Annotated in this window: 24 protein-coding genes; 4 read left to right on the top strand and 20 right to left on the bottom strand. The window is 59.2% G+C overall.

What is annotated here, in order from left to right; translation table 11 throughout:
* Positions 1 to 63 precede the first annotated feature (63 nt).
* The 4 genes from guaA to CKW20_RS01110 all read right to left on the bottom strand — a co-directional run bounded on the left by guaA (position 64) and on the right by CKW20_RS01110 (position 4,926).
* Positions 64 to 1,641, bottom strand: coding sequence for a glutamine-hydrolyzing GMP synthase (gene guaA, locus CKW20_RS01125; protein ID WP_007903619.1), 1,578 nt, complete (start codon positions 1,639 to 1,641; stop codon positions 64 to 66).
* A gap of 93 nt (positions 1,642 to 1,734) precedes the next feature.
* Positions 1,735 to 3,204, bottom strand: a complete 1,470-nt coding sequence (guaB, locus tag CKW20_RS01120; protein WP_095051294.1) for an IMP dehydrogenase — start codon at positions 3,202 to 3,204, stop codon at positions 1,735 to 1,737.
* 216 nt (positions 3,205 to 3,420) lie between these two features.
* Positions 3,421 to 3,969, bottom strand: a complete 549-nt coding sequence (locus tag CKW20_RS01115) for a hypothetical protein (protein ID WP_050682715.1) — start codon at positions 3,967 to 3,969, stop codon at positions 3,421 to 3,423.
* Between the two features lie 189 nt (positions 3,970 to 4,158).
* Positions 4,159 to 4,926: a sulfite exporter TauE/SafE family protein gene (locus CKW20_RS01110; RefSeq protein WP_095051293.1), complete on the bottom strand. Its 768-nt coding sequence runs from the start codon at positions 4,924 to 4,926 to the stop codon at positions 4,159 to 4,161.
* Between the two features lie 100 nt (positions 4,927 to 5,026).
* Between CKW20_RS01110 and CKW20_RS01105 the strand changes: the two genes are divergently transcribed.
* The 3 genes from CKW20_RS01105 to CKW20_RS01095 all read left to right on the top strand — a co-directional run bounded on the left by CKW20_RS01105 (position 5,027) and on the right by CKW20_RS01095 (position 8,265).
* Entirely contained in the window at positions 5,027 to 5,923 is an 897-nt protein-coding gene (locus CKW20_RS01105; protein WP_095051292.1) for a LysR family transcriptional regulator, read from the top strand.
* Positions 5,924 to 6,060: 137 nt separating this feature from the next.
* On the top strand, positions 6,061 to 7,440 hold the full coding sequence (gene xseA / locus CKW20_RS01100; RefSeq protein WP_095052231.1) for an exodeoxyribonuclease VII large subunit: 1,380 nt from the start codon (positions 6,061 to 6,063) through the stop codon (positions 7,438 to 7,440).
* 3 nt (positions 7,441 to 7,443) lie between these two features.
* The gene (locus CKW20_RS01095; RefSeq protein ID WP_095051291.1) at positions 7,444 to 8,265 is read left to right on the top strand and encodes a M23 family metallopeptidase; all 822 of its coding nucleotides are present in this window, start codon (positions 7,444 to 7,446) and stop codon (positions 8,263 to 8,265) included.
* Positions 8,266 to 8,397: 132 nt separating this feature from the next.
* Here CKW20_RS01095 and CKW20_RS01090 read toward each other — a convergent pair whose 3' ends face one another.
* Positions 8,398 to 8,754, bottom strand: coding sequence for a hypothetical protein (locus tag CKW20_RS01090; RefSeq protein ID WP_095051290.1), 357 nt, complete (start codon positions 8,752 to 8,754; stop codon positions 8,398 to 8,400).
* A 396-nt stretch (positions 8,755 to 9,150) separates the two neighbouring features.
* Here CKW20_RS01090 and leuA point away from each other — a divergent pair, with 396 nt between their 5' ends.
* Positions 9,151 to 10,830, top strand: coding sequence for a 2-isopropylmalate synthase (gene leuA / locus CKW20_RS01080; protein WP_095051289.1), 1,680 nt, complete (start codon positions 9,151 to 9,153; stop codon positions 10,828 to 10,830).
* A 152-nt stretch (positions 10,831 to 10,982) separates the two neighbouring features.
* On the opposite strand, the gene CKW20_RS01075 is transcribed toward leuA, so the two are convergent.
* From CKW20_RS01075 to hscB, 15 genes are all read right to left on the bottom strand, one after another.
* Positions 10,983 to 11,774, bottom strand: coding sequence for an amidohydrolase (locus tag CKW20_RS01075; protein ID WP_008014704.1), 792 nt, complete (start codon positions 11,772 to 11,774; stop codon positions 10,983 to 10,985).
* Positions 11,762 to 12,910 carry a pyridoxal phosphate-dependent aminotransferase gene (locus tag CKW20_RS01070; protein ID WP_095051288.1) on the bottom strand — a complete coding sequence of 383 codons (1,149 nt, stop codon included), beginning with the start codon at positions 12,908 to 12,910 and terminating at the stop codon, positions 11,762 to 11,764. The genes CKW20_RS01075 and CKW20_RS01070 overlap by 13 nt, the downstream gene beginning before the upstream one ends.
* Positions 12,911 to 13,146: 236 nt before the next feature.
* Entirely contained in the window at positions 13,147 to 14,616 is a 1,470-nt protein-coding gene (gene der / locus CKW20_RS01065; RefSeq protein ID WP_095051287.1) for a ribosome biogenesis GTPase Der, read from the bottom strand.
* Positions 14,617 to 14,822: 206 nt separating this feature from the next.
* Complete coding sequence (bamB, locus tag CKW20_RS01060; protein WP_095051286.1) at positions 14,823 to 15,974, bottom strand: outer membrane protein assembly factor BamB; 1,152 nt, start codon at positions 15,972 to 15,974, stop codon at positions 14,823 to 14,825.
* On the bottom strand, positions 15,967 to 16,608 hold the full coding sequence (locus CKW20_RS01055; protein WP_095051285.1) for a tetratricopeptide repeat protein: 642 nt from the start codon (positions 16,606 to 16,608) through the stop codon (positions 15,967 to 15,969). Before CKW20_RS01055 ends, bamB begins: the two co-directional genes overlap by 8 nt.
* Before the next feature lie 40 nt (positions 16,609 to 16,648).
* Positions 16,649 to 17,938, bottom strand: a complete 1,290-nt coding sequence (hisS, locus tag CKW20_RS01050; protein ID WP_038981740.1) for a histidine--tRNA ligase — start codon at positions 17,936 to 17,938, stop codon at positions 16,649 to 16,651.
* A gap of 37 nt (positions 17,939 to 17,975) precedes the next feature.
* Complete coding sequence (ispG, locus tag CKW20_RS01045) at positions 17,976 to 19,085, bottom strand: flavodoxin-dependent (E)-4-hydroxy-3-methylbut-2-enyl-diphosphate synthase (protein WP_008070966.1); 1,110 nt, start codon at positions 19,083 to 19,085, stop codon at positions 17,976 to 17,978.
* Between the two features lie 3 nt (positions 19,086 to 19,088).
* Positions 19,089 to 20,111: a RodZ family helix-turn-helix domain-containing protein gene (locus CKW20_RS01040; protein ID WP_095051284.1), complete on the bottom strand. Its 1,023-nt coding sequence runs from the start codon at positions 20,109 to 20,111 to the stop codon at positions 19,089 to 19,091.
* The gene (gene pilW / locus CKW20_RS01035; protein ID WP_007903601.1) at positions 20,111 to 20,869 is read right to left on the bottom strand and encodes a type IV pilus biogenesis/stability protein PilW; all 759 of its coding nucleotides are present in this window, start codon (positions 20,867 to 20,869) and stop codon (positions 20,111 to 20,113) included. The genes CKW20_RS01040 and pilW overlap by 1 nt, the downstream gene beginning before the upstream one ends.
* 12 nt (positions 20,870 to 20,881) lie before the next feature.
* Positions 20,882 to 22,030: a 23S rRNA (adenine(2503)-C(2))-methyltransferase RlmN gene (rlmN, locus tag CKW20_RS01030; RefSeq protein ID WP_007903600.1), complete on the bottom strand. Its 1,149-nt coding sequence runs from the start codon at positions 22,028 to 22,030 to the stop codon at positions 20,882 to 20,884.
* 28 nt (positions 22,031 to 22,058) lie between these two features.
* The gene (gene ndk, locus CKW20_RS01025; protein WP_095051283.1) at positions 22,059 to 22,484 is read right to left on the bottom strand and encodes a nucleoside-diphosphate kinase; all 426 of its coding nucleotides are present in this window, start codon (positions 22,482 to 22,484) and stop codon (positions 22,059 to 22,061) included.
* Between the two features lie 93 nt (positions 22,485 to 22,577).
* A complete protein-coding gene (iscX, locus tag CKW20_RS01020) occupies positions 22,578 to 22,778 on the bottom strand; it encodes a Fe-S cluster assembly protein IscX (RefSeq protein WP_050681789.1) in 201 nt (66 codons plus the stop codon).
* 14 nt (positions 22,779 to 22,792) lie between these two features.
* A complete protein-coding gene (gene fdx / locus CKW20_RS01015; RefSeq protein WP_095051282.1) occupies positions 22,793 to 23,134 on the bottom strand; it encodes an ISC system 2Fe-2S type ferredoxin in 342 nt (113 codons plus the stop codon).
* Entirely contained in the window at positions 23,134 to 24,999 is a 1,866-nt protein-coding gene (gene hscA / locus CKW20_RS01010) for a Fe-S protein assembly chaperone HscA (RefSeq protein WP_095051281.1), read from the bottom strand. The genes fdx and hscA overlap by 1 nt, the downstream gene beginning before the upstream one ends.
* Before the next feature lie 51 nt (positions 25,000 to 25,050).
* Positions 25,051 to 25,572 (bottom strand): co-chaperone HscB, encoded by a 522-nt coding sequence (gene hscB / locus CKW20_RS01005; protein ID WP_095051280.1) that lies wholly within the window; start codon positions 25,570 to 25,572, stop codon positions 25,051 to 25,053.
* Positions 25,573 to 25,575: the final 3 nt, after the last annotated feature.

The raw sequence follows: 25,575 nt of genomic DNA, 5'->3' as shown, positions 1-25,575 counted from the left end.
GTGTGAAATCGGATTTCACACGGCTTTTGCTCAAGCGCTCAAGTCATCAAGGCTTGCGCGGGATCACTCCCACTCAATCGTCGCTGGCGGCTTGCTCGACACGTCGTAAGTGACGCGGGAGATGCCTTCGATTTCATTGATGATGCGGCCGCTGACGGTTTCCAGCAGTTCGTAAGGCAGGTGTGCCCAACGCGCGGTCATGAAGTCGATGGTTTCCACGGCACGCAGGGCCACGACCCAAGCGTAACGACGGCCATCGCCGACAACGCCCACCGATTTCACCGGCTGGAACACCACGAATGCCTGGCTGACTTTGTGGTACCAGTCGGCTTTGCGCAGCTCTTCGATGAAGATGTGGTCGGCGCGACGCAGCAGGTCGGCGTATTCCTTCTTCACTTCACCAAGAATCCGCACACCCAGGCCCGGGCCAGGGAACGGGTGACGGTAGACCATGTCGTACGGCAGGCCCAGTTCCAGGCCCAGACGACGGACTTCGTCCTTGAACAGCTCGCGCAGCGGTTCAACCAGCTTGAGGTTCATTTCTTCCGGCAGGCCGCCCACGTTGTGGTGCGACTTGATCACGTGAGCCTTGCCGCTTTTGGCGCCAGCCGACTCGATCACGTCCGGGTAAATGGTGCCTTGGGCGAGGTACTTGATGTTATCCAGTTTGTTGGACTGGGCATCGAACACGTCGATGAAGGTACGGCCGATGATCTTGCGCTTCTTCTCTGGGTCGCTTTCGCCAGCCAGATTGTCGAGGAACTGATCCTCGGCGTTGGCACGGATAACCTTGACGCCCATGTTCTCGGCGAACATGGCCATCACTTGCTCGCCTTCGTGCAGGCGCAGCAGGCCGTTGTCGACGAACACGCAGGTCAACTGGTCGCCGATGGCCTTGTGCAGCAGCGCGGCAACCACCGAGGAGTCAACGCCGCCGGACAAGCCGAGCAACACGTTGTCGGTGCCAACCTGGGCGCGGACCTGGGCGATGGCGTCTTCAGCAATCTTCGAAGGTGTCCACAGCGCTTCGCAGCCGCAGATGTCGAGGATGAAGCGCGAGAGGATGCGACCGCCCTGCTTGGTGTGGGTCACTTCCGGGTGGAACTGCACGCCGTAGTAGCCGCGAGCATCGTTGAACATGCCGGCAATCGGGCAGCTCGGAGTGCTGGCCAGGATGTGGAAGTCTTCCGGCATCTTGGTGACCTTGTCACCGTGGCTCATCCACACGTCGAGGCCGAACAGGCCATCGGCGTCGATGTGGTCTTCGATGCCGTCCAGCAGGCGGCTCTTGCCGACCACGTCAACGCGGGCATAACCGAACTCACGCAACTCGGAACCTTCGACCTTGCCACCCAGCTGTTCAGCCATGGTCTGCATGCCGTAGCAGATACCGAAGACCGGTACGCCCAGGTCAAACACCGCTTGCGGGCAGCGCGGGCTGTCGGCTACGTGCACGGACTCGGGGCCGCCGGCGAGAATGACGCCTTTTGGAGCGAATTCGCGAATCGCTTCGTCGTCCATGTCGAACGGATGCAGTTCGCAGTACACGCCGATTTCACGCACGCGGCGGGCAATCAGCTGGGTGTACTGGGAACCGAAGTCGAGGATCAGGATGCGGTGGGCGTGAATGTCGAGGGCCATGTGGTCAGTCTCGTCTATGCAGTTCGGTGAAGAGAATCAGAAACAACTCGGGGCTGAAAACAGCCCCGGTTACTTAACTTATTGCTGGAAGCCTCAACCTACGCGGTAGTTTGGCGCTTCTTTGGTGATTTGCACGTCGTGAACGTGGGACTCGGCCATGCCAGCGCCGGTGATCCGCACGAACTCAGGCTTGGTGCGCATTTCTTCGATATCGGCGCTACCGGTGTAGCCCATGGAAGAACGCAGGCCGCCCATCAGTTGATGGATGATGGCGCTCAGGGTGCCCTTGTACGGAACACGCCCTTCGATGCCTTCCGGAACCAGTTTCTCGGCGCCTGCCGAGGAGTCCTGGAAGTAACGGTCGGAAGAACCTTGAGCCTGGGACATGGCGCCCAGCGAACCCATGCCGCGGTAAGCCTTGTACGAACGGCCCTGGAACAGTTCGATTTCGCCTGGCGCTTCTTCGGTACCGGCAAACATCGAGCCCATCATCACGCAGGAAGCACCGGCAACGATGGCCTTGGACAGGTCACCGGAGAAACGGATGCCGCCGTCGGCGATCAACGGAACGCCTGTGCCTTCGAGGGCTGCGGCGACGTTGGCGATGGCACTGATTTGCGGAACGCCGACACCGGCGACGATACGGGTGGTGCAGATCGAGCCTGGGCCGATACCGACCTTGACTGCGTCAGCGCCGGCTTCGGCCAGGGCCTTGGCGGCAGCGCCGGTGGCGATGTTGCCGCCGATGACCTGCACTTCAGGGAAGTTCTGTTTGACCCAGCGAACGCGGTCGATCACGCCTTTGGAGTGACCGTGAGCAGTGTCGACCACCACCACGTCAACGCCAGCGTGAACCAAGGCAGCTACGCGGTCACCGGTGTCTTTACCGGTACCGACTGCAGCGCCAACGCGCAGACGACCTTGATCGTCCTTGCTAGCCAGTGGGTAAGCCTTGGCTTTTTCGATGTCGTTGACGGTCATCATGCCTTTGAGGGCGAATTTGTCGTCGACGATCAATACGCGTTCGATGCGGTGCTTGTGCAGCAATTCACGCACATCGTTCTTGTTGGCGCCTTCCTTGACCGTGACCAGACGCTCTTTAGGCGTCATCACTTCACGGACGCTGGCGTCCATGCGGTTTTCGAAGCGCACGTCACGGGAAGTGACGATGCCGACCAGGTCGCCATCGTGCAGTACCGGAACGCCGGAGATGTTGTGCTGGCGAGTCAATTCGAACAGTTCACGAACCGTGGCGTCAGCCTCGATGGTGATCGGGTCCTTGACCACGCCGGCTTCGTAACGCTTGACCTTACGCACTTCGGCAGCTTGCTGCTCGATGGTCATGTTCTTGTGGATGATACCGATGCCACCTTCCTGAGCCATGGCAATTGCCAAACGGGCTTCAGTAACGGTGTCCATGGCAGCAGAAACCAGTGGAATATTCAGCTCGATGCCACGGGTAAGGCGGGTCTTGAGACTGACTTCGTTAGGAAGAACCTCGGAATAACCGGGCACTAAAAGAATGTCGTCGAAGGTCAGAGCTTCTTGGCTGATACGCAGCATCGCGGGGGCTCCCGAGCGGGAAAATGGAAGCGCGCCATTATAGTCAGACACCCCCTCGGGTTCAATGTAAAACTCTGTCTATTATTGGCATTACTGACATACGGAAAAACGACGCCTCTGTAGGAGCTGCCGAAGGCTGCGATCTTTTGACTTTGATTTTCAAAAACAAGATCAAAAGATCGCAGCCTTCGGCAGCTCCTACAAAGGCGTCGGCGTTCAGAGTTCGACCTTGACCCAACTCACGGGTTGATCCAGCCAATCGGCAAATTCGTCGATGAAGCTCTGCTTGAACCCGGCTTCGAGCCAGTTGTTGAAGATGAACCCCAGGTTGGAGAAGCCGCATTCCTGCAAGAACAGAAACCCGTTGATGTCGTCTTCATGTCCGCATTCAGGACACGTGAAGTTATCGGTGCGCCCCGGCATCCACTCTTCCAGGCTTTCGAACAGCGCTTCGCCGATTTCCTTGCGGCACTCGGCGCAGCCGGCCTCTTCGAGAAATCCCTTGGCCGGTGTATAGATGCAGCGCTTGGTGATGATCTCAAGGCCATTGATCGGCTCGCCGAACGGCAGCGCGTCAGGGTGCAGGACCACGGCGCGGGCACCGTCGGCGATGGCGTGGGCCATGCGATTGCCGGTGCGGCCACAGGTGGTCAGTTCTTCTTTAATGATGTTCTTGCGCACCAGCCAACGCACGACCGCCCGGGCCCGGGGTTCGTGTACCGGCAGGGTGGAGATTTTCGGGACGATGATGCTTTGCGAGTTCATGGTGCAAGCCTACTGCGTCAAATGGATATTTCTGCGGCGTGTCGGATGACGCTTTCGCGGGCAAGCCTCGCTCCTACAGGGGTTAATGCCGTTCGCAAATTTATGGAACGACACCAATCCCTTGTAGGAGCGAGGCTTGCCCGCGAAGGCGCCAGGGCGGCCGGCAGCTTAATCCCTGACGAAATCCGGTCAAGTACTCAAATAGCGCCCGATCAAGGCAATCCCGCTGGCCAGCACCAGCCAGGTCACCAGCCGCACGAATGCCTCGCGAGACAATTTCATGGTCAACCGCCGGCCAATCCACAACCCCAGCGCCATCGCTGGCAGCAAACACAGCGCCAGTACCAACAAGGGTAGCTCGGCATACACACCGGCGATGGCAAACAGGCTCAAACGCACCACGGTGCTGCAACTGATCAGCGCACTCTGGGTCGCCCGGGCCGCGTCCTTGGGCAGCCGACTGTTCAAATAGATCGCATATAAAAAGCCGCCACTGCCAAACAGCGCCCCGAACATCCCGCCCACCGTGCCCATCGGCACCGCCCACCCGGCGGACAATTGCGCCGGACGGGTTTTAATCCACAGGCTGTAAATCGCATAGGCGCTGATAAACAGCCCCATCAACAGCAGCAAAACATCGGATTTCAGGTTCAACAGAAAAATCACTCCCAACGTGCAGCCCACTGCCATGCATGGCAGCAGCCGCAGCAATTCGGGCCTCGCTACATCCCGTCGCGAGGGCAGCAGATTGCCGAATGCCGCGACGAAATCCAGCAGCACCAGCAGCGGCACGATTTTCGACAGCGGCATGAACAGGATCAGAATCGGCCCCGCCACCAGCGCGGTGCCAAATCCGGCGATGCCGAACACGATGTAGGCCAGGGCAACGCCCAACCCGATCACCAGCCAATCCACCGTACCCCACGGCCATTGGTTTAACAGCTCCAGCACATTCATCGACACGGCTTCCTTTTATTCCAGTGCTGACTTTAGCCAGCGCCGAGCGTTGCGACTAATATCTTCAACATCGACTACCTATCTCGAAAAGGCATGCCTTGTGCTTTCAACCCGTCAATTGCGTTACTTCGTGGAAATCGCCGAGAGCGGCAGCTTCAGCGCTGCGGCCGAACGACTGTTTATTGCTCAATCTGCCTTGAGTCGACAGATCAAGGACATGGAAACCCGGCTGCAAACGCCGCTGTTTGAGCGCACCGCGCGCCAACCCCGACTGACGGCGGCGGGCGAAGCCTTTTTGCCTCGGGCCAGAAACCTGCTGAACGAACTGACCAAGGCCAGCGAAATGGCCACTCAGGTGGGAAACGGTCAACTCGGCACTTTGCGCCTCAGCCATTCCAGTACCGTGCCCATGAGCGGTCGGCTGCTGCGAGGCATCAGCGTCTATCTGAATCGGCACGCCGGTGTGTCCGTGGACATCGTCAAGCTGTCCTCCGAGACGCAACTGGAAGAACTGGCCGAAGGTCGCCTCGATGTGGGTCTGTTGCGCCTGCCGGTATTGCGTCAGCGTGAAGGGGTGCAGATTGTTCCGCTGTACAGCGAGCGTCTGTTACTGGCGGTACCGCCGAATCATCGGCTGGCTGTGGATAAGTTCGCGCAAGGCATCGATCTGGCGCAGTTGAAGAATGAAGCGTTTATTTCCATCCCTCATCCACAGCGTGGCGGCCTGAGTTATCTGTCCGCCGAGTTGTGCATGCGCCAGGGGTTCTTTCCCCAAGCGGCTCGGGTGGTGTCACGCAAAACCACGCAACTGCAATTGATCCAGGCCGGGTTCGGCATCGCGCTGTTGCCGGAGTCGATGCAAGACATCGCGCCGCCGGATATCCACTTTCTGCCCTTGGCCGATCCCGATTGCCACAGCACCGTCGCCCTCGCCTGTCGGCAGAGTCCCACTGCTCTGGTTCAGCAATTCATTCAGCACTTCACCCAATCGGCGTAGGAGCTGCCGAAGGCTGCGATCTTTTGATCTTCAGCAATTTCAGCCTCGCCGAAATTCAAGATCAAAAGATCGCAGCCTGCGGCAGCTCCTACAGGGGATCGTGCATTGCGCAGGAGATTGCCTTTAAACTGCGCCCCATGATTAAAGATCCCTTTGCAAGACTCGGCCTGGACCGGGAAGTCCTGACTGTCAGCCAGCTCAACGGCCGTGCGCGGGTGTTGCTCGAAGACGTGTTCAGCAATATCTGGGTCGAAGGCGAAATCTCCAACCTCGCCCGCCCGGCGTCCGGCCATGTGTATTTCACCCTCAAGGACAGCGGCGCCCAGGTGCGTTGCGCGCTGTTCCGGCAGAACGCCGCGCGGGTTCGCCAAGCGTTGAAGGACGGCTTGGCGGTCAAGGTTCGCGGCAAGGTTTCGCTGTTCGAAGGCCGTGGTGACTACCAACTGATTCTCGACACCGTGGAGCCGGCCGGTGACGGCGCCCTGCGTCTGGCCTTCGATGCGCTGAAGGAAAAACTCAGCGCCGAAGGCCTGTTCAGCGCCGAGCGCAAAGTGCCGCTGCCGGCGCACCCGCAACGCATTGGCATCATCAGCTCGCCCACGGGCGCAGTGATCCGCGACATCATCAGTGTGTTCCGCCGCCGCGCGCCGCAGATCCAATTGACGCTGATCCCCACCGCCGTGCAAGGCCGCGAAGCCACCACGCAGATTGTCCGCGCGCTGAAACTGGCGGACGCCCGTGGTTTCGACGCGTTGATCCTGGCCCGTGGCGGCGGTTCGCTGGAAGACCTCTGGTGCTTCAACGAAGAAGCCGTGGCTCGCGCCGTGGATGCCTGCGTGACGCCAATTGTCAGCGCTGTCGGCCATGAAACCGACGTATCAATCAGTGACTTCGTCGCTGACGTCCGCGCCCCGACCCCGTCCGCCGCGGCCGAACTGCTCGCGCCGGACTCCAGCGATCTGGTGCGTCGGGTCGAAAGCCTGCACCGGCGCCTGGTGATGCGTATCCGCGACCGTTTGATGCGTGACCGGTTGCGCCTGGAAGGCATGGCCCGTCGTCTGCGCCACCCAGGGGAACGTCTGCGTCAGCAAGCACAACGTCTGGATGATCTGGACATGCGCATGCGCCGCGCGTTCGAACGCAGCCTCAATACCCGTCGCGAACGTTTGATCCGACTGGAAACCCGCCTCGCCGGGCAACATCCCGGGCGTCAACTAGCGATGCTTCGCCAGCGCCTCGACAGCCTCGCCGAGCGCCTGCCCCGAGCCATGCGTGAAGGGCTTAAATCCCGTCGCCTGCAACTGCAAAGTCAGATGCAGACGCTGCATGTGGTCAGCCCGTTGGCGACCCTCGCGCGTGGCTACAGCATTCTGCTGGACGAGCGCGGCAACGCAATCCGCAGCGCCGCGCAGACCCACACCGGCCAGCGCCTGAAAGCCAAACTGGGCGAAGGCGAACTGCACGTGCGGGTCGAAGACAATCACCTGACGCCCGTCACCCTTTCTTTACTGGATTGATCCATGCCGCGTTTTTTAGCTCCGCTGCTGTTGCTGTGCCTGACTTTCAATGCCCACGCCGACAGTTACATCACTCGCTTGTTGAACAAGCCGGTACCGGGTGGCGTGGCGGTGGTGGATCTGGGCAACTCCGCCCAGGCGCCGAAAGCCAGCTATCAAGGCAAACCGGTATTGGTGGTCAAGGAACAGAACAACTGGCTGGCCATTGTCGGCGTGCCGCTGACTGTCAAACCGGGCAGCCAGTCGCTTAGCAGCGGTGGTCGCAACCTGAACTTCACCGTCGGCGGCAAGCAATACCCGGAACAGCACATCACCCTGAAAAATACCCAACAGGTCAATCCGAACCCGGAGAATCTCAAGCGCATCGAGGGTGAGCTGGCGGAGCAAATCCAGGCCTACCGCAGCTTCAGCCCGAACACCCCAAGCAATCTGCTGCTGGACAAACCGGTCAATGGGCCGCTGTCGAGCAAGTTTGGCGTGCGCCGCTTTTTCAATGGCGAAGAACGCAATCCCCACGCAGGCCTCGACTTCGCGGTGCCTGCCGGCACGCCAATCAAGACCCCGGCCGCCGGCAAGGTGATCCTGATCGGTAATTACTTCTTTAACGGCAATACGGTATTCGTCGACCACGGCCAGGGCTTTATCAGCATGTTCTGCCACATGTCGAAGATCGACGTGAAAGTTGGGCAGCAATTGGCGCGTGGTGGCGTGGTCGGGAAAGTCGGCGCCACGGGGCGCGCGACCGGGCCGCATATGCACTGGAACATCAGCCTGAATGATGCGCGGGTGGATCCGGCGATTTTTATTGGGGCGTTTCAGCCTTAAATAGCCGATGAGGCTGATGGCCTCTTCGCGGGCAAGCCTCGCTCCTACGGATTTCGGGTGAACGCAGCATGTGACACGACGCAAGTCTGTAGGAGCGAGGCTTGCCCGCGAAGGCGATATCACAGGCACCGCTTATTCCGCCTCAAGGTCCTCAATCCCGTGGACCTCCCTGTGCGCCAGACGCTCTTTGATCCAGACTTGAGTTTCCTCCGAGAAACCAGCCAATTCTTCAGATGTGATCAGCTCATGAGTACACAGGCCCAGCAAATGAGCAGGCGCTTCATTGCGTGAATGACCGAAAACGCCAAACGCCCAATACAGCTCTTTTTGCCCGGCCTTCAGCAGTTCTTCACTGGCTTCAATACGTTCATAAGGCGCCAGGCTTTTATCCAGCACCGTGCGCTCGACCTCCTCCATGATCCGGATACACATCCGTTCATGGGCTACTGGACGCAATGCGCTATAGAGCTTCCAATCCGACTCGTTCATTGCCAACTCCTGCTTCCTGGTCGCCTGTTGAGGCTTTAAGAATAGCTGCGTCGACCGAACTGCAATCGCCAACCTTCAATTGCGCATCGCTCAAACCTCGCGCAAACATCAATACAATCTCTGCCACTTACCGCAACAAAATCTCAATAAACTCGACTTTTCGAGTATTCCTCTCAATTTTTTTCGACTGCTTGCCATCCTTCACCCCCGCGGTTAGGGTTGAAGGCATGAAAACCTCTCACACCCTCATTCAGCTTCGCCAGCACCGCAGCCTGTGCCTCGTCAGCGCACGACTGCCAGGCTGAATCGCGGTGCCTCGTCTTACGCTTCATCCCCAGAACATTTGATCCACCGGCAGGCCGCCTTTTTTCGGCCCACACAATAAGGATTTTTCCGATGAGCATGCTCAAAGACCCGTCTTCGAAATACCGCGCGTTCCCGACCATCGACATCCCGGATCGCACCTGGCCATCGAAGACCATCACCGCAGCGCCGATCTGGTGCAGCTCGGACCTTCGTGACGGCAACCAGTCGCTGATCGAGCCAATGGACGCGGTCAAGAAGCTGCGTTTCTGGAAAACCCTGGTGCAAGTCGGCGTGAAAGAAATCGAAGCCTCGTTCCCGGCCGCTTCGCAAACCGACTTCGACTTCGTGCGTACGCTGATCGAAGACGGCCACATCCCGGACGACACCACCATTCAGGTGCTGACCCAGGGCCGTGAAGATTTGATCGCGCGCACCTTCGAATCCCTGCGCGGTGCCAAGAAGGCCATCGTTCACCTGTACAATGCGACCTCCCCGTCCTTCCGCCGCATTGTCTTCAACCAGGACAAAGACGGGGTCAAGGCCATCGCCGTGAACGCCGCCAAGCTGTTCGTCAAATACGCCGCCCAGCAGCCAGAAACCGAGTGGACCTTCGAGTACTCGCCAGAAACCTTCAGCGCCACCGAGCTGGAATTCGCCAAGGAAGTCTGCGACGCAGTGATCGAAGTGTGGAACCCGACGCCTGAGCACAAGGTGATCCTCAACCTGCCTGCCACCGTCGAATGCGCCACTCCGAACATCTATGCCGACCAGATCGAGTGGTTCGGCCGTCACATCAACCGTCGCGACAGCGTGATCATCAGCCTGCACACCCACAATGACCGTGGCACTGGCGTGGCCGCCACTGAACTGGGTCTGATGGCCGGCGCCGACCGTGTCGAAGGCTGCCTGTTCGGCAACGGCGAGCGTACCGGTAATGTCGATCTGGTGACTGTGGCGTTGAACCTCTACACCCAGGGCGTCGACCCTGAGCTGGACTTCTCCGACATCGATGGCGTGCGCAAAGTCGTCGAAGAGTGCAACCAGATTCCGGTGCACCCACGTCACCCGTACGTCGGCGATCTGGTTCACACCGCGTTCTCCGGCTCCCACCAGGATGCGATCCGCAAGGGCTTCGCCCAGCAGCAACCGGACGCCCTGTGGGAAGTGCCGTACTTGCCGATCGACCCGGCCGACATCGGTCGCAGCTACGAGGCGGTGATTCGTGTCAACAGCCAGTCGGGCAAGGGCGGTATCGCTTACCTGCTGGAACAGGAATACGGCATCAACTTGCCGCGCCGCATGCAGATCGAGTTCAGCCAGGTCGTGCAGCGTGAAACAGATCGCTTGGGCCTGGAGATGACAGCCCAACAGATCCACGCATTGCTGCACAGCGAGTACTTGCAGGCCAATACCCCGTACGCGCTGGTCAGCCATCGCTTGCAGGAAGAAAACGGTCACAGCGCCGTGGAAGTGGAAGTTTCCAGCAAAGGCCAGGGCGAAACCAACCTGCACTGGCGCGGCAAGGGTAACGGCGCCCTGGAAGCGCTGGTGGCCGGTCTGCCGATTCCGGTGGAAATCATGGACTACAACGAACACGCCATCGGCGCAGGCACCAATGCCAAAGCCGCGGCCTACATTGAACTGCGGGTCAATGGTGAGCGTGCGGTGCATGGTGTGGGCATCGATGAGAACTTCACCACCGCCAGCTTCAAGGCCCTGTTCAGCGCGCTGAACCGCTCCCTGAGCCAGCCGGAAGCGAAAGCGGCGTAAGTCTGCGCTGCAATGCAAAAGGCCCCGGGGTGTGAACCTCGGGGCCTGATCGTTCCCACGCTCCGCGTGGGAATGCAGCCCGTGACGCTCCGCGTCACTGGACGCGGAGCGTCCCTTGAGGCATTCCCACGCAGAGCATTGGGAACGATCGGTTACGTGAATTCGAAGGTATCCGCATCCAGATTCGCCGGAAACCGTGCGCGATAAGCCGCCAGCTCCGCCGCGTCCAGAACGACCTTGAAGACACCATCGGCATCGCCTGCGCTGAGCAACGTCTCACCCTGAAAATCCAGCACCTGACTGTCGCCGGTATACGCAAAGCCTTTGCCATCGGTACCGATGCGGTTCACCGCTGCCACATAGCAAAGGTTTTCGATCCCCCGTGCCGGCAGCAAACGGTTCCAGTGCTGACGCCGGGCGCCCGGCCAATTGGCGGTGTACAGCAGCAAGTCGGTGTCTTGAGGGTCGCGACTCCAGACCGGGAATCGCAGGTCGTAGCAAATCAGCGGCCGCACTCGCCAGCCCTTCAACTCGAACTGCACCTGACGCTCGCCCGGGGTGAAATGGTTGTGCTCGCCCGCCATGCGGAACAGGTGACGCTTGTCGTAGTGCCACACCTCCCCGTCCGGCCGCGCCCACAACAGACGATTGCGATGACTGCCGTCAGCCACCTGAACGATGATGCTGCCGGTGATGACCGCATCCAGTTTCGCCGCCTGAACCCGCAACCATTTACTGGTGGGGCCATTTTCCGGCTCGGCGAGGGTTTCCGATTCCATGGAAAAACCGGTGGTGAACATCTCCGGCAGGATGATCAAGTCCGCGCCGCGAGCCTGTTCCAGCAAGGGCTCGAAATGCTCCAGATTGGCCTGACGATCATGCCAGGCCAGGGTGGTCTGGATCAGCGCGACATTCAGATTGGGCAGAGCACTCAGATCACGCATAGTTTTGCCGCTGCTTCACGCAGGGTCTCCTCGCGTTTGGCAAAGCACAGACGCACCAGGCGCTGGCCTTCGGGTGGAGTCTGGTAGAACACCGAGATCGGGATGCTCGCAACGCCATGTTCGCGGGTCATCCACAGCGCCATCTCGACGTCATTGAGGTCCGGGCGAATCTGCGAGTAATCGACCAATTGGAAATAAGTACCCGCCACGCGGCTGAAACTGAAGCGTGACGGCGCCAGCAGATCGCAGAACAGATCGCGCTTGGCCTGATAGAAACCCGGCAACTCTTCGACGTGTTCCGGGTGCTCGGCCATGTAATCGGCCAACGCATATTGCAATGGCGTCACGCCGCAAAAACTGACGTACTGGTGAACCTTGCGCAACTCCGCGGTAAGGGCCGGCGGCGCCACGACATCACCGGTTTTCCAACCGGTGACGTGATAAGTCTTGCCGAACGAACTGACCACAAATGCGCGTTGATAGAGCTCTTCGTGAGCCAATACGCTGACGTGAGGCACGCCATCGAACACCAGGTGTTCGTAGACCTCGTCGCTGATCACATAAATGTCGCGGTCACGGATCAACGCTGCCAGTTGATCCAGCTCGGCACGACTGATCAATGCACCGCTTGGGTTATGCGGGGTATTAAGGATAATCATCCGCGTGTGCGGTGTAATGGCTTCATTAAGTTTCTGGAAGTCGATGCTGAAATCGCCGAGGCCCAGTTGCACATGCACGCAACGGCCACCCGCCAGCTCCACCGAAGGTTCATAACTGTCGTAGGCGGGATCGAACACGATCACTTCATCGCCGCTGTGGATCACCGCCTGAATGGCGCAGAAGATCGCCTGAGTCGCGCCGGGGGTGACCGTCACTTCACTGTCGGCATCGACATGGGCGCCGTAGCTGCGAGCAATCTTCGCCGCGATCTGCTGACGCAACACCGGCAGGCCGGTCATCGGCGAATACTGGTTGTGGCCACTGGCGATATGCCGAGCGACCGCATCACGCAGGGCCTGCGGGCCGTCGAAATCGGGAAACCCCTGGGACAAATTGATCGCCCCGGTTTGCGCCGCGAGCTGAGACATCTGCGTGAAGATAGTGATGCCGACATTCGGCAGCTTACTGGTGATCATCGGTGATTCCCTGGCTCTACACCCGGCTCTACGACGGCACGGGAGAGCTCGAGAATAGCCCAAACGGCGCCCATAAAAAAAGGGCGCCAACCGGCGCCCTTCTCTATTTTGATCGTTCCCACGCTCTGCGTGGGAATGCCGCCATGGACGCTCCGCGTCCACCGCCGATGTGACGCGGAGCGTCACGGGATGCATTCCCACGCGGGAGCGTGGGAACGATCAGCGGCAGCCGTGAATCAGCGCTTGTCGCGACGCTTCTTGTCGGCTTTCTTGTGGTGCGACATCAAACGACGCTTCTTGTTGACCTGACGGTCGGTGAGCGTGTTCTTGTTGCCTTCGTACGGGTTCTCGCCGCCCTTGAACTCGATGCGGATCGGCGTACCGACCAGCTTGAGCACACGACGGTAAGTGTTTTCCAGGTAACGGACGTAAGACTTCGGCACCTTCTCGATCTGGTTACCGTGAATCACGATGATCGGCGGGTTCGCGCCACCCAAGTGGGCATAACGCAGCTTGATCCGGCGGTTGTTGACCATCGGTGGCGCGTGCTCGCCGACCGCATCTTCCAGAATCTGGGTCAGGCGGTTGGTCGGCCAGCGGGTGACCGCGGACTTGAACGAGTTCTGTACCGACGCGTAGAGGTTGCCCACGCCAGTGCCGTGCAAGGCCGAGATAAAGTGGATGTCGGCGTAGTCAACGAAGAACAGTCGACGTTGCAGCTCAACCTTCACGAAGTCGCGCTCGCTCGGCGTCATGCCGTCCCACTTGTTGATCGCGATGACCAGCGCACGACCCGATTCAATGGCGAAGCCCAGCAGGTTGAGATCGTGGTCCACCACGCCTTCGCGGGCATCCATCACGAAGATCACTACGTTGGCGTCTTTGATCGCCTGCAGGGTTTTGACCACGGAGAACTTTTCGACTTCTTCGTGGATCTTGCCGCGCTTGCGCACACCAGCGGTGTCGATCAGCGTGTACTTCTCGTCGTTACGCTCAAACGGGATGTAGATACTGTCGCGGGTAGTGCCGGGCTGGTCATAAACGATGACTCGGTCTTCACCAAGCATGCGGTTGACCAGCGTCGACTTGCCGACGTTCGGACGACCGATGATGGCGATCTTGATACCGTCTTTTTCACTCGGGCCAGGAATGCGCTTGGCTTCCTCGCCTTCGGCAACGATCTCTTCTTCGCCTTCTTCTGCTTCTTCTTCGTCTTTCGGGAAATCGCTCAGGGCGATTTCCAGCATCTGGGTGATGCCACGACCATGAGCACCAGCGATCGGAATCGCGTGGCCCATGCCCAACGGAGCGAATTCAGCGCGGGCCATTTCAGGGTCGATGTTGTCGACCTTGTTGGCGACCACATAAGAACGCTTGTTACGCTTGCGCAAGTGCTCGGCGATCATCTGGTCGGCGGCGGTGAAACCGGCCTTGGCATCTACCAGGAACAGAACGACATCCGCTTCTTCAATGGCCAGCAGCGACTGCTCAGCCATTTTTTCGTCCATACCGTGCTCGTCACCGGAGATACCGCCGGTGTCGACCAGAATGTAGGAACGCCCTTGCCACTTGGCCTCACCGTACTGGCGATCACGGGTCAGACCGGACAAGTCGCCGACGATGGCGTCGCGAGTCCTGGTCAGGCGGTTGAACAAGGTGGACTTGCCGACGTTCGGTCGGCCCACCAGGGCGATTACGGGAACCATGCGGCTCTCCACTTCGTTATTTCAGAAAATACAAAAGCCGCTGCGAGGCAGCGGCTGGTGCTCGTGTAGGAGCGAGCTTGCTCGCGAAGAACGTAACAGCACCGCATTTATTCAGGCTGTACGCGTCATCGTTGACGACCTTCGCGAGCAAGCTCGCTCCTACATATAGGTGAAGCCGCTTGGGGATTAAACCCCAAGCATAGTCTTTACTTAATGGTCAGGGCTTCCAGTTTGCCACTGTTGCCATACAGATAAATCGTGTCACCCACCACCAGCGGACGGGCACGCAGGCCGTCGCTGTCGATGCGCTCGCGGCCGACGAAACGACCGTCCACCTGACTCAACAGGTGCAAGTAACCTTCCATGTCACCGACTGCAACATAACTGGAGAACACTTCCGGTGCCGACAGTTGACGGCGGGCCAGCGAATCGTTGCTCCACAAAGCAGTGGTAGAACGTTCGTCGACGCCTTCAACGGTGCCTGCAGACAGGCTCACGTAGACGCTGCCAAAACCCTGAGCAACGCCGGCATAGCTGGAAGCATCACGCTGCCAGAGCTGACGACCGCTTTCCAGGTCCAGTGCCGCGACGCGACCCTGATAGCTGGCGACATACAGCGTACCGCCGGACAGCAGCAAGCCACCGTCGATATCGACCACACGCTCGAGCTCCGAACGACCTTGTGGAATCGCTACGCGTTGTTCCCATACCGGCACACCGTTGGAAACATCCAGAGCGACTACTTTACCAGTCGACAGGCCAGCCACCGCGAGGCGGTTGGTGACGATCGGTGCGCTGGTGCCGCGCAGGGTCAGAACCGCTGGCGTGCTGTCATACAACCAGCGCTGGTTGCCAGTAGCGGCATCCAGACCGATCAGACGGTCATCCTGAGTCTGAACCACAACAACGTCACCGTTGGTGGCCGGCGGCGCAAGCACTTCACTGGTCACGCGAGCGCGCCATTTCTCTTCACCGCTACTGGCGTCCAGGGCAACGATTTCACCCTTGATCGTGCCGATCATGACCAGACCATAACCCACGCCAACGGCGCCGGAGACAGGCAGTTCAAGATCTTTCTTCCATTTGACGTCGCCATTGCTGCGATCCATCGCCATCACCACACCGGTGACGTCGGCGGCATAGATGGTATCGCCATCGATCGCCGGAACCAGCATGTTGTAGGTTTCGCCCTGACCGTCACCGATCGAACGACTCCACTGCTTTTGCAGAACCACTTCTTCTTTGAAGTCGGTCAACTCGGCCGGTGGCAATTCTTTTTTGCTATTGCTGCTGCAACCCGCGGCCAATATGGCCAGAGCCAGCAATGCTGCATGTTTCCAACGGATCACGTCACGCATCCCCTTTGGCCAGGTCGTCCAGCTTGATTTGTAGGCCACCGACCGCCGCTTCATCCGACAGTGCCGCCTTGGCTTTTTGATACGCCGCGTTCGCTTCGTCGGTACGGCCCAGCTGCACCAGCAGGTCGCCTTTGAGTTCTTCGCGAGTGGCCAGGAAGGCTTTGTCGGCATCGCCTTCGAGCAGTTTCAGGGCTTCATCGACCTTGTTCTGCGCGGCCAGCACCTGCGCCAGGCGCTGACGGGCGATTTCGCCGAGTGCCGGATTGGCCGGTTTGGCGACAATGGCTTTCAGCTCGCTGGCTGCGTCGTCCAGCTTGGCGCTATCGACTGCGACTTTCGCCACGAACAGGCTGCCGTATTGCGCGTAAGCGGTGCCGCCGAACTCGCTGTTGAGCTTGCCAGCCAGGTCCGAAACACGGGCAGCATCAGGCTTGCCGTCAGGCGTCAGCGTGGTTTCGAGCAATTGCTGATAGAGAATCGAGGCGCCTTGCGACTGATTGCTCTGATACTTCTGAAAGGCCTGCCAGCCGAACACGATGACCAGCGCCAACAGGCCGCCAGTGACCAGGGGCTTGCCATTGCGTGTCCACCAGTCCTTCAACTCCGCCAGATGTTCGTCTTCGGTACTCGACACCCCAATACTCCTTAATCGCTAAATCGGCTGTTTGACAGCTTCAACCCTGCACGACGCAGGTGGCCAGGTGTGCAGCAAGCGCATCCCAGGCAATGCTTTGTTGTTCACCCTGGCCACGCAGGGGTTTGAAACCTACCACTTGCTGGGCCATTTCGTCGTCACCGAGAATCAATGCGTACAGCGCACCGCTCTTGTCGGCTTTCTTGAACTGGCTTTTGAAGCTGCCGGCGCCGGCATTGACTTGCAGGCGCAGGTTGGGCAATTGATCACGAACACGTTCGCTAAGGACCAGACCGGCCAGCTCGGCGGCCTCACCGAAGGCGCAGAGGTAGACATCAACCTGACGGGAAATCTCTTCAGGAATCTGCTCCAGGGTTTCAAGCAGCAGCACCAGACGCTCGATGCCCATGGCGAAACCCACGCCCGTGGTCGGCTTGCCGCCCATCTGCTCCACCAGACCGTCGTAACGACCACCGGCACATACGGTGCCCTGGGCGCCTAACTTGTCGGTGACCCATTCGAAAACAGTCTTGCTGTAGTAATCCAGCCCGCGAACCAGCTTCGGGTTGATCACATAAGGAATGCCGGCGGCGTCCAGACGAGCCTTGAGGCCCTCGAAGTGCACGCGGGATTCTTCGTCGAGGTAGTCGGCCATTTTTGGCGCGTCGGCCAACGCCGCTTGAGTGTCGGGGTTCTTGGTATCCAGAACCCGCAGCGGGTTGGTCTTCAGACGGCGCTGGCTGTCTTCGTCCAGTTGATCCAGGCGAGCGGACAGGTATTCGACCAGTGCTTCACGATAACGACCACGGGACTCGCTGGTGCCCAGGCTGTTGAGTTCGAGCTTGACCGCATCGCGGATACCCAGTTCGCCCCACAGGCGCCAGGTCAGCACGATCAGCTCGGCGTCGATGTCCGGACCGTCGAGGTTGAAGACTTCGCAACCGATCTGGTGGAACTGGCGATAACGACCTTTCTGTGGACGTTCGTGACGGAACATCGGGCCGATGTACCAGAGTTTCTGCACCTGGCCGCCGCCGGTGATGCCGTGCTCGAGCACCGCACGCACGCAGGCCGCTGTGCCCTCAGGGCGCAGGGTCAGGGAATCGCCGTTGCGGTCGTCGAAGGTGTACATCTCTTTTTCGACGATGTCGGTCACTTCACCGATGGAGCGTTTGAACAGCTCGGTGAACTCGACGATCGGCATGCGAATCTGCTTGTAACCGTAGTTATCCAGCAGACGCGAAACAGTGCCCTCGAAATGACGCCACAGGGGAGTCTGTTCGGGCAGGATGTCGTTCATGCCACGTATGGCTTGCAGAGACTTGCTCACTTTAAATCCTTAAATTCATTCGGCGCTTTAGTCAGGGTCAGCCGCGAGCGATTACAGCTGCGTCGGCCTCGACCTTTTCGGCCGCTTTCTGACGGATCAAGCGTTCAAGCTCATCCACCAGATTGTCATTCGTCAGTTTCTGCGCCGGCTTGCCGTCGATGTAAATCAGGTTTGGCGTGCCGCCGGTCAAGCCGATATGGGCTTCCTTGGCTTCGCCCGGCCCGTTGACCACGCAACCGATCACCGCGACATCCAGCGGCACCAGCAGGTCTTCAAGGCGCCCTTCCAGCTCGTTCATGGTTTTGACCACATCGAAATTCTGCCGCGAGCAGCTCGGGCAGGCGATGAAGTTGATGCCACGGGAACGCAGGTGCAGGGATTTGAGAATGTCGTAGCCGACTTTCACTTCCTCGACCGGATCGGCCGCCAACGAGATACGAATAGTATCGCCAATCCCTTCGGCGAGCAGCATACCGAGGCCCACGGCGGATTTCACTGTGCCTGAGCGCAAACCACCCGCTTCGGTGATGCCCAAGTGCAGCGGCTGGACGATTTCCTTGGCCAGCAAGCGGTAGGCGGCGACAGCCATGAACACGTCGGAGGCTTTCACGCTGACCTTGAAGTCCTGGAAATTCAGGCGCTCGAGGTGTTCAACGTGACGCAAGGCGGACTCGACCAGCGCAGCGGGGGTCGGCTCGCCGTATTTCTTTTGCAGGTCTTTTTCCAGGGAGCCGGCGTTGACGCCGATGCGGATTGGAATCCCGCGATCACGGGCAGCATCGACCACCGCACGCACGCGGTCTTCGCGACCGATGTTGCCCGGGTTGATCCGCAGGCAATCGACGCCCAGTTCGGCTACGCGCAATGCGATTTTGTAGTCGAAGTGGATGTCGGCCACCAACGGCACTTTGACCAGTTGCTTGATCTTGCCGAAGGCTTCGGCGGCATCCATGTCCGGCACGGAAACCCGCACGATATCGACGCCAGCGGCTTCCAGACGATTGATCTGGGCCACGGTGGCGGCCACGTCATTGGTGTCGCTGTTGGTCATGCTCTGCACAGCGATAGGTGCATCGCCGCCCACGGGCACGTTACCGACCCAGATCTTGCGGGATTCGCGACGTTTGATTGGAGATTCGCCGTGCATGACTTATTGACCCAACTTCAGGCGAGCAGTCTCGCCACTGGTGAACGGAGCGACATCAACCACCTGTCCGTTGTAGCTGACCTGCGCGCCACGGGCGAAGCCCAGACGCACGGAAAATGGCGGTTTGCCGCTGACAGTAACATTTTCGCCTTTACGCTTTAGACCGCTTAACAGCACCTTGCCCGCGCCATCGGTCACTTGCGTCCAGCAATCGGCGGTGAATTGCAGTTGAACCTGGCCTTGGCCGGCCACCGGAGCTGGAGCTGGAGCGGTCGGAGCAATCGGAGCAGTAATAACGGGTGCAGGTACAGCGGGAACAGCCGGGGCAGGCGTCGCCGGTGTCGCGACAACCGGAACAGTGCTGTGGGCCGCAGCCGCGGGCGTTACTGCTGGAGCCGCTGGTGCTGGAACCGGTGCGCTCGTTTCGGCACTGACTGGTTCCTCGGTCGAAGTCTCGGCCTGAGGCAGCGCAAGAGGCGTTGCACCTTCAGCCTGGCCTTGAGCAACAGCCTGGTCTTCCGGCTCGTCCAGTGGATGGATCTGGGTGGTGCCGTCGGCGCCTTCGACTTCAACGTGTTCCGGAGCCAGGCCGATCAAGTCCTTGGTGCGCAATGAGGTTTGATCCTGCCACCAGACAAAACCACCGCCAATCACCGCGAGCAGTAACAGCAGGCTGACAATTCGCAAAATGGTGTGAGAAACCCGAACCGGCTCTTCGATACGCCCCAGGCTGTGGACGTTGCTGCCCTGGGAGTCGGTGCCGGTGGATTGGTCGAACTGTTGGACCAGAATGGCCTGGTCCATGCCGAGCAATTTGGCATATGTGCGAATATAGCCACGGGCAAAGGTGTGCCCTGGCAGCTTGTCGAAAGCGCCGGCTTCCAGATTGCTCAGGGAATTGACGGTGAGGTTGAGCTTGAGGGCCACTTCGGCCAGCGACCAGCCATTGCTTTCGCGAGCCTGGCGCAAAGTCTCACCGGGGTTAACGCGATTCGCTGCTACAACTTCGGGATGCGCCGCTTTCATCATTGCTCCGACAGGTATTGCTGATATTCCGGCGTACCGGGATAGAGTCGTTTTAATTGCAGGCCAAAACTGGCGGCCTTGTCGCGATCTTCGAACACTTTTGCCAGCCGAACGCCGAGCAATAGACTACGTGCATTTTGTTCGGTGAGCAGGCTAAAACGGTCGTAATAGTCACGCGCGGGCACATAATGCCTGTCTTCGTAAGACAACTCAGCCATTTCCAGCAATGCTCGTGGCTGTTGGCGGTTCAAACGCAGGGCTTTTTCCAGTTGCTGACGGGCCAGATCACGCTGGCCAAGCTTTGAAGCGGTCATACCCAGGTTTTCGAAAACCCGCGAACGCTCAGGATACAGGGTATCGGCGGCGGCCTGTTCGAAGCGTTCGTACGCCTCTTTGTAACGTTTCTCTTCGAAAAGAAAACTGCCGTAGTTATTCAGGATTCGTGCATCGGCGGGGCGAGAAGACAGCGCCTTGCGAAAATGCTGATCGGCCAGTTCCGGCTCCATCTCGGCCTGGAACACCAGCCCCAGAGCCGCGTTGGCGTCAGGATCCGAGCTATCCAGGTCCAAAGCCTTCTTCAACGGGACTTTGGCGCGCTCGGTCATGCCCTGCTGCAGATACCCCAGGCCCAGCTGCACGTAGGCGGCACGCGCTTCATCACGGCCCTTGCTGGTCTTCATCGGGTTGAAATCGCCCGACAGGACACAACCAGCACAGAGGCTGGCCAACAGCACAAGCAGCGCGAAGCGCAGGGACATAGAGATCCTCTCTTAATTATTGTTCGCGGCGTTTGTGGCGATATCGTTTTCGGCGCTCAACTCGCGCACGGCGATATAACGTTCGCTGCGACGGGTGCGATCCAGCACCTGCCCTACCAATTGGCCACACGCGGCATCGATGTCTTCACCGCGGGTGGTGCGTACGGTGACGTTGAAGCCTGCATGGTGAAGCTGATCCTGGAACCGGCGAATCGCGTTGTTGCTCGGGCGCTCGTAACCGGAATGCGGGAACGGGTTGAACGGAATCAGGTTGATCTTGCACGGAATGTTCTTGAGCAACTCGATCATCTCAACGGCATGTTCAACCTTGTCGTTGATGTCCTTGAGCAAGGTGTACTCGATGGTCAGCACGCGCTTTTCGCCCAGGGACGACATGTAGCGCTGGCACGACTCGAGCAGCATCTTAAGCGGATATTTCTTGTTGATCGGCACCAATTGGTTACGCAATGCGTCGTTTGGTGCGTGCAGCGACAACGCCAGGGACACGTCGATGTGCTTGGACAGCTCATCGATCATCGGCACCACGCCCGAAGTGGACAGGGTTACGCGGCGCTTGGAGATCCCATAGCCCAGGTCATCCATCATCAGATGCATGGCGGCTACGACGTTGTCGAAGTTCAACAGCGGCTCACCCATGCCCATCATCACCACGTTGGTGATGGCACGGTCGGCGGTCGCCGGGATGCTGCCGAACGATTTATTGGCAATCCACACCTGGCCGATCACTTCGGCGGCGGTGAGGTTGCTATTGAAACCTTGCTTGCCGGTGGAGCAGAAACTGCAATCCAGGGCACAGCCTGCCTGGGACGAAACGCACAAAGTGCCGCGTTTGCCCTGGGGGATGTACACGGTCTCGACGCAGCTACCGGACGCCACACGCACCACCCACTTACGGGTGCCATCGGTGGAAATGTCCTCGCTGACCACTTCAGGACCGCGGACTTCAGCAATGGCCTTGAGCTTGTCGCGCAAAGCCTTGCTGACGTTCGTCATGGCATCGAAATCATCAACGCCAAGGTGGTGAATCCATTTCATTACCTGACCGGCACGGAAACGCTTCTCCCCGATTGAGTCGAAGAATTTTTCCATTTCCTGTTGAGTCAGACCCAGCAGGTTGGTTTTTACAGTCGATGTAGTCATGGATTCACCTTCACTCTTAAGCCAATGCTTAGCGAGTGGTTACTTCAGTAGCTGCGAAGAAGTACGAGATTTCGCGAGCAGCAGCGGCTTCGGAGTCCGAACCGTGTACAGCGTTGGCGTCGATGGAATCAGCGAAGTCAGCGCGGATGGTGCCGGCAGCAGCTTCTTTAGGGTTGGTAGCGCCCATCAGCTCACGGTTCAGAGCGATAGCGTTTTCGCCTTCCAGAACCTGAACGACAACCGGACCGGAGATCATGAAAGCAACCAGGTCGTTGAAGAAACCACGAGCGCTGTGCTCAGCGTAGAAGCCTTCAGCTTCGGCTTTGGACAGTTGCTTCAGTTTCGAAGCTACGATGCGCAGGCCCGCTTTTTCGAAACGAGTGGTGATCTCGCCGATAACGTTTTTTGCAACAGCGTCAGGCTTGATGATGGAGAAAGTACGTTGAACAGCCATGGTGTAACTCCAGAAACGGTAATTTGCGAAAAATTAAACCCGCGAATTATACGCGGGTTCTTTGGTATTGCCTAACTGCGTACGGTGCAGAGATCAGTCTGCTTCTTCGATCCAGGCGGCCTGAATGGCTTCAAGCACCTTCTCGCCACCGCGGGTCGGATCATCACTGAACTCCGGCAATGCCAGCACCCATTTGTGCAGATCGACGAAGTTCACGTAACGCGGATCCACATCTGGCTTGGTTTCAGCCAACTGGATCGCGATTTCAAGCACATCAACCCATTTCAGACTCATTTCAGTTCCTTGAATCAGTGCGGCGCTTCGGCTGCATGGTTGAGCGAGTATTTCGGAATCTCGACGGTCAGGTCTTCAGTCCCGACGATCGCCTGACAGGCTAGACGCGATTGCGCTTCCAGACCCCAGGCCCGATCAAGAAAATCTTCTTCCAGCTCATCCGCCTCTTCCAGCGAATCAAAACCTTCGCGAATGATGCAATGGCAGGTTGTGCAGGCGCAGACGCCGCCACAGGCGCTTTCCATCTCGATATGGTGTTCATGGGCCAGTTCGAGAATAGAGATACCGGGCTCAGCCTCTACAACCATGCCTTCCGGACAAAACTTCTCGTGTGGCAGAAAAATGACCTGCGGCATCAGTTATCCTCGATTTCATTCAGGTTGCGCCCCGCCAGAGCGGCTTTCACCGTCGAATCCAGGCGGCGGGCAGCAAAGGCATCGGTCACTTGCGACAGACGCTTGGTCTGCTGCTCGATGGCGTAACCATCGGTGCCTTTCATCAATTCGGTCAGTTCCTGCATCTGCAATTCGATGACCATGCGCTCTTCGGCGTCAAGCAGGCGTTCGCCGTCAACCTCCAGAGCGCCCTGCACCGCCTCGATCAGGCGCTGGGCATCGACCTGCTGCTCGCGCAATACACGGGCGACTTTGTCGTCGTTGGCGTGCTGGAACGAATCCTTGAGCATTTTGGCGATTTCGCCGTCGGTCAGGCCGTAGGACGGTTTGACCTGAATACTGGCTTCGACGCCCGAACCCAATTCGCGGGCCGAGACACTGAGCAGACCGTCGGCGTCGACCTGGAAGGTCACGCGAATCTTCGCCGCACCGGCCACCATCGCTGGAATACCGCGCAATTCGAAGCGCGCCAGGGAGCGGCAGTCGCTGATCAACTCACGCTCGCCCTGCAAGACGTGGATCGCCATGGCCGACTGGCCATCTTTATAAGTAGTGAAGTCCTGGGCCCGGGCGACGGGAATGGTGGTGTTGCGCGGAATCACCTTCTCCATCAGACCGCCCATGGTTTCCAGCCCCAGGGATAACGGGATCACGTCGAGCAATAACAGTTCGCCGCCGTCACGCTTGTTGCCAGCCAGGGTATCGGCCTGGATCGCGGCACCGATGGCCACCACTTGATCCGGATCGATTTCGGTCAGCGGCTCGCGACCGAAGGCGTGCGCAACAGCTTCGCGGACGCGAGGCACGCGCGTCGAGCCACCGACCATGACCACAGCGTGTACGTCTTCCAACTCGATACCGGAATCACGCACAGCGCGGCGGCAGGCTTTCAGACTGCGAGCAACCATCGGCTCGATCAGCGTATTGAAGGCTTCACGGGTCAACTCGGCCTTCCAGTCGCCATAAGCAACTTCGACGGACGAGCAATGGGTCAGGGCTTCTTTGGCCGCACACGCGGTTTGCAGCAGATTACGTTGCGTACCCGGATCGAGGTCGGCCGACAGACCGGCGCTCTCGATAATCCAGCCAGCGATCGCGTGATCGAAGTCATCGCCACCCAGGGCGCTGTCGCCGCCGGTAGCCAGCACTTCGAACACACCGCCAGTCAGGCGCAAAATCGAAATATCGAAGGTGCCGCCGCCCAGGTCATAAATCGCGACCAGGCCTTCGGCGTGCTGATCCAGACCGTAAGCGACCGCGGCGGCGGTTGGCTCATTGAGCAAACGCAGCACGTTCAATCCGGCCAGCTTGGCCGCATCCTTGGTGGCTTGACGCTGAGCATCGTCGAAATAGGCCGGAACGGTAATCACCGCACCAACCAATTCGCCACCCAAAGTCGCTTCAGCGCGCTGACGCAGCACTTTGAGGATATCGGCGGAGACTTCGACCGGGCTTTTCGGGCCTTGCACCGTGTCGATGAACGGCATGTGCGACTCGCCATCGACAAAACGGTACGGCAGCTGATCGCCCAATTGCTTGACGTCGGACAGACCACGACCCATCAAGCGCTTGACCGACAGCACAGTGTTCAAAGGATCGGACGCGGCGGCCAGTTTGGCCGACTCGCCAACTTCGACGCGATCGGCGTGATAGCGCACGGCAGACGGCAGGATGACCTGCCCTTGCGCGTCGGCCAGAGGCTCGGAAAGACCACTGCGCAACGCAGCGACCAGCGAATTGGTAGTGCCCAAGTCGATCCCCACAGCCAGACGACGCTGGTGCGGTTGAGGACTTTGGCCGGGTTCGGCGATCTGCAGTAGGGCCATCGTGATCAGGACTTATCTGTATATCAGGCGTGCGACCGGAGCGGCACTGGGTTAATCGTCGAGGCGCTCTTCTAACTGGCGCACTTCGTAGGTGAGCTTGTCGAGGAATTGCATGCGCCGCATCAGGCGTTCGGCCTGTTCACGTTGCGCTGCATCATCCCAACAGGCTGCGAAGCTTTCGTTCAGTTCATCCTGCGCAACCTTCAAACGACGATTGAACACGGCAATGCCGGCCAGGTCGGCGCTGTCTTGCAGGTCTTCGAGCTCTTCACGCAACTCCATCTGCTGCAGAAGAAACTCCGGATCATGCACCGTAACCTCCAGCGGCAGCTCGCGACCGCCCATGGCGAGCAAGTAGCGCGCGCGTTTGGGAGGGCTTTTGAGCGTCTGGTAGGCCTCGTTGAGGCTCGCGGATTGCTCGAGCGCCAGCCGCTGCTCACGCTCAGAAGCGTCGGCAAAGCGGTCTGGATGAACACCGCGCGCCAACTCACGGTAGCGCGTGGCCAACTGCTCGAGATCCAGACGGAAGCTCGGCTGCAGTTCAAATAAAGCGAAATGACAAGGAGTACCCACAAG

The organism is Pseudomonas sp. Irchel s3b2 (genome assembly GCF_900187445.1).
In the GTDB taxonomy this organism is placed as follows: Bacteria; Pseudomonadota; Gammaproteobacteria; order Pseudomonadales; family Pseudomonadaceae; genus Aquipseudomonas.
This window is presented reverse-complemented; position numbering and strand designations above follow the sequence as displayed.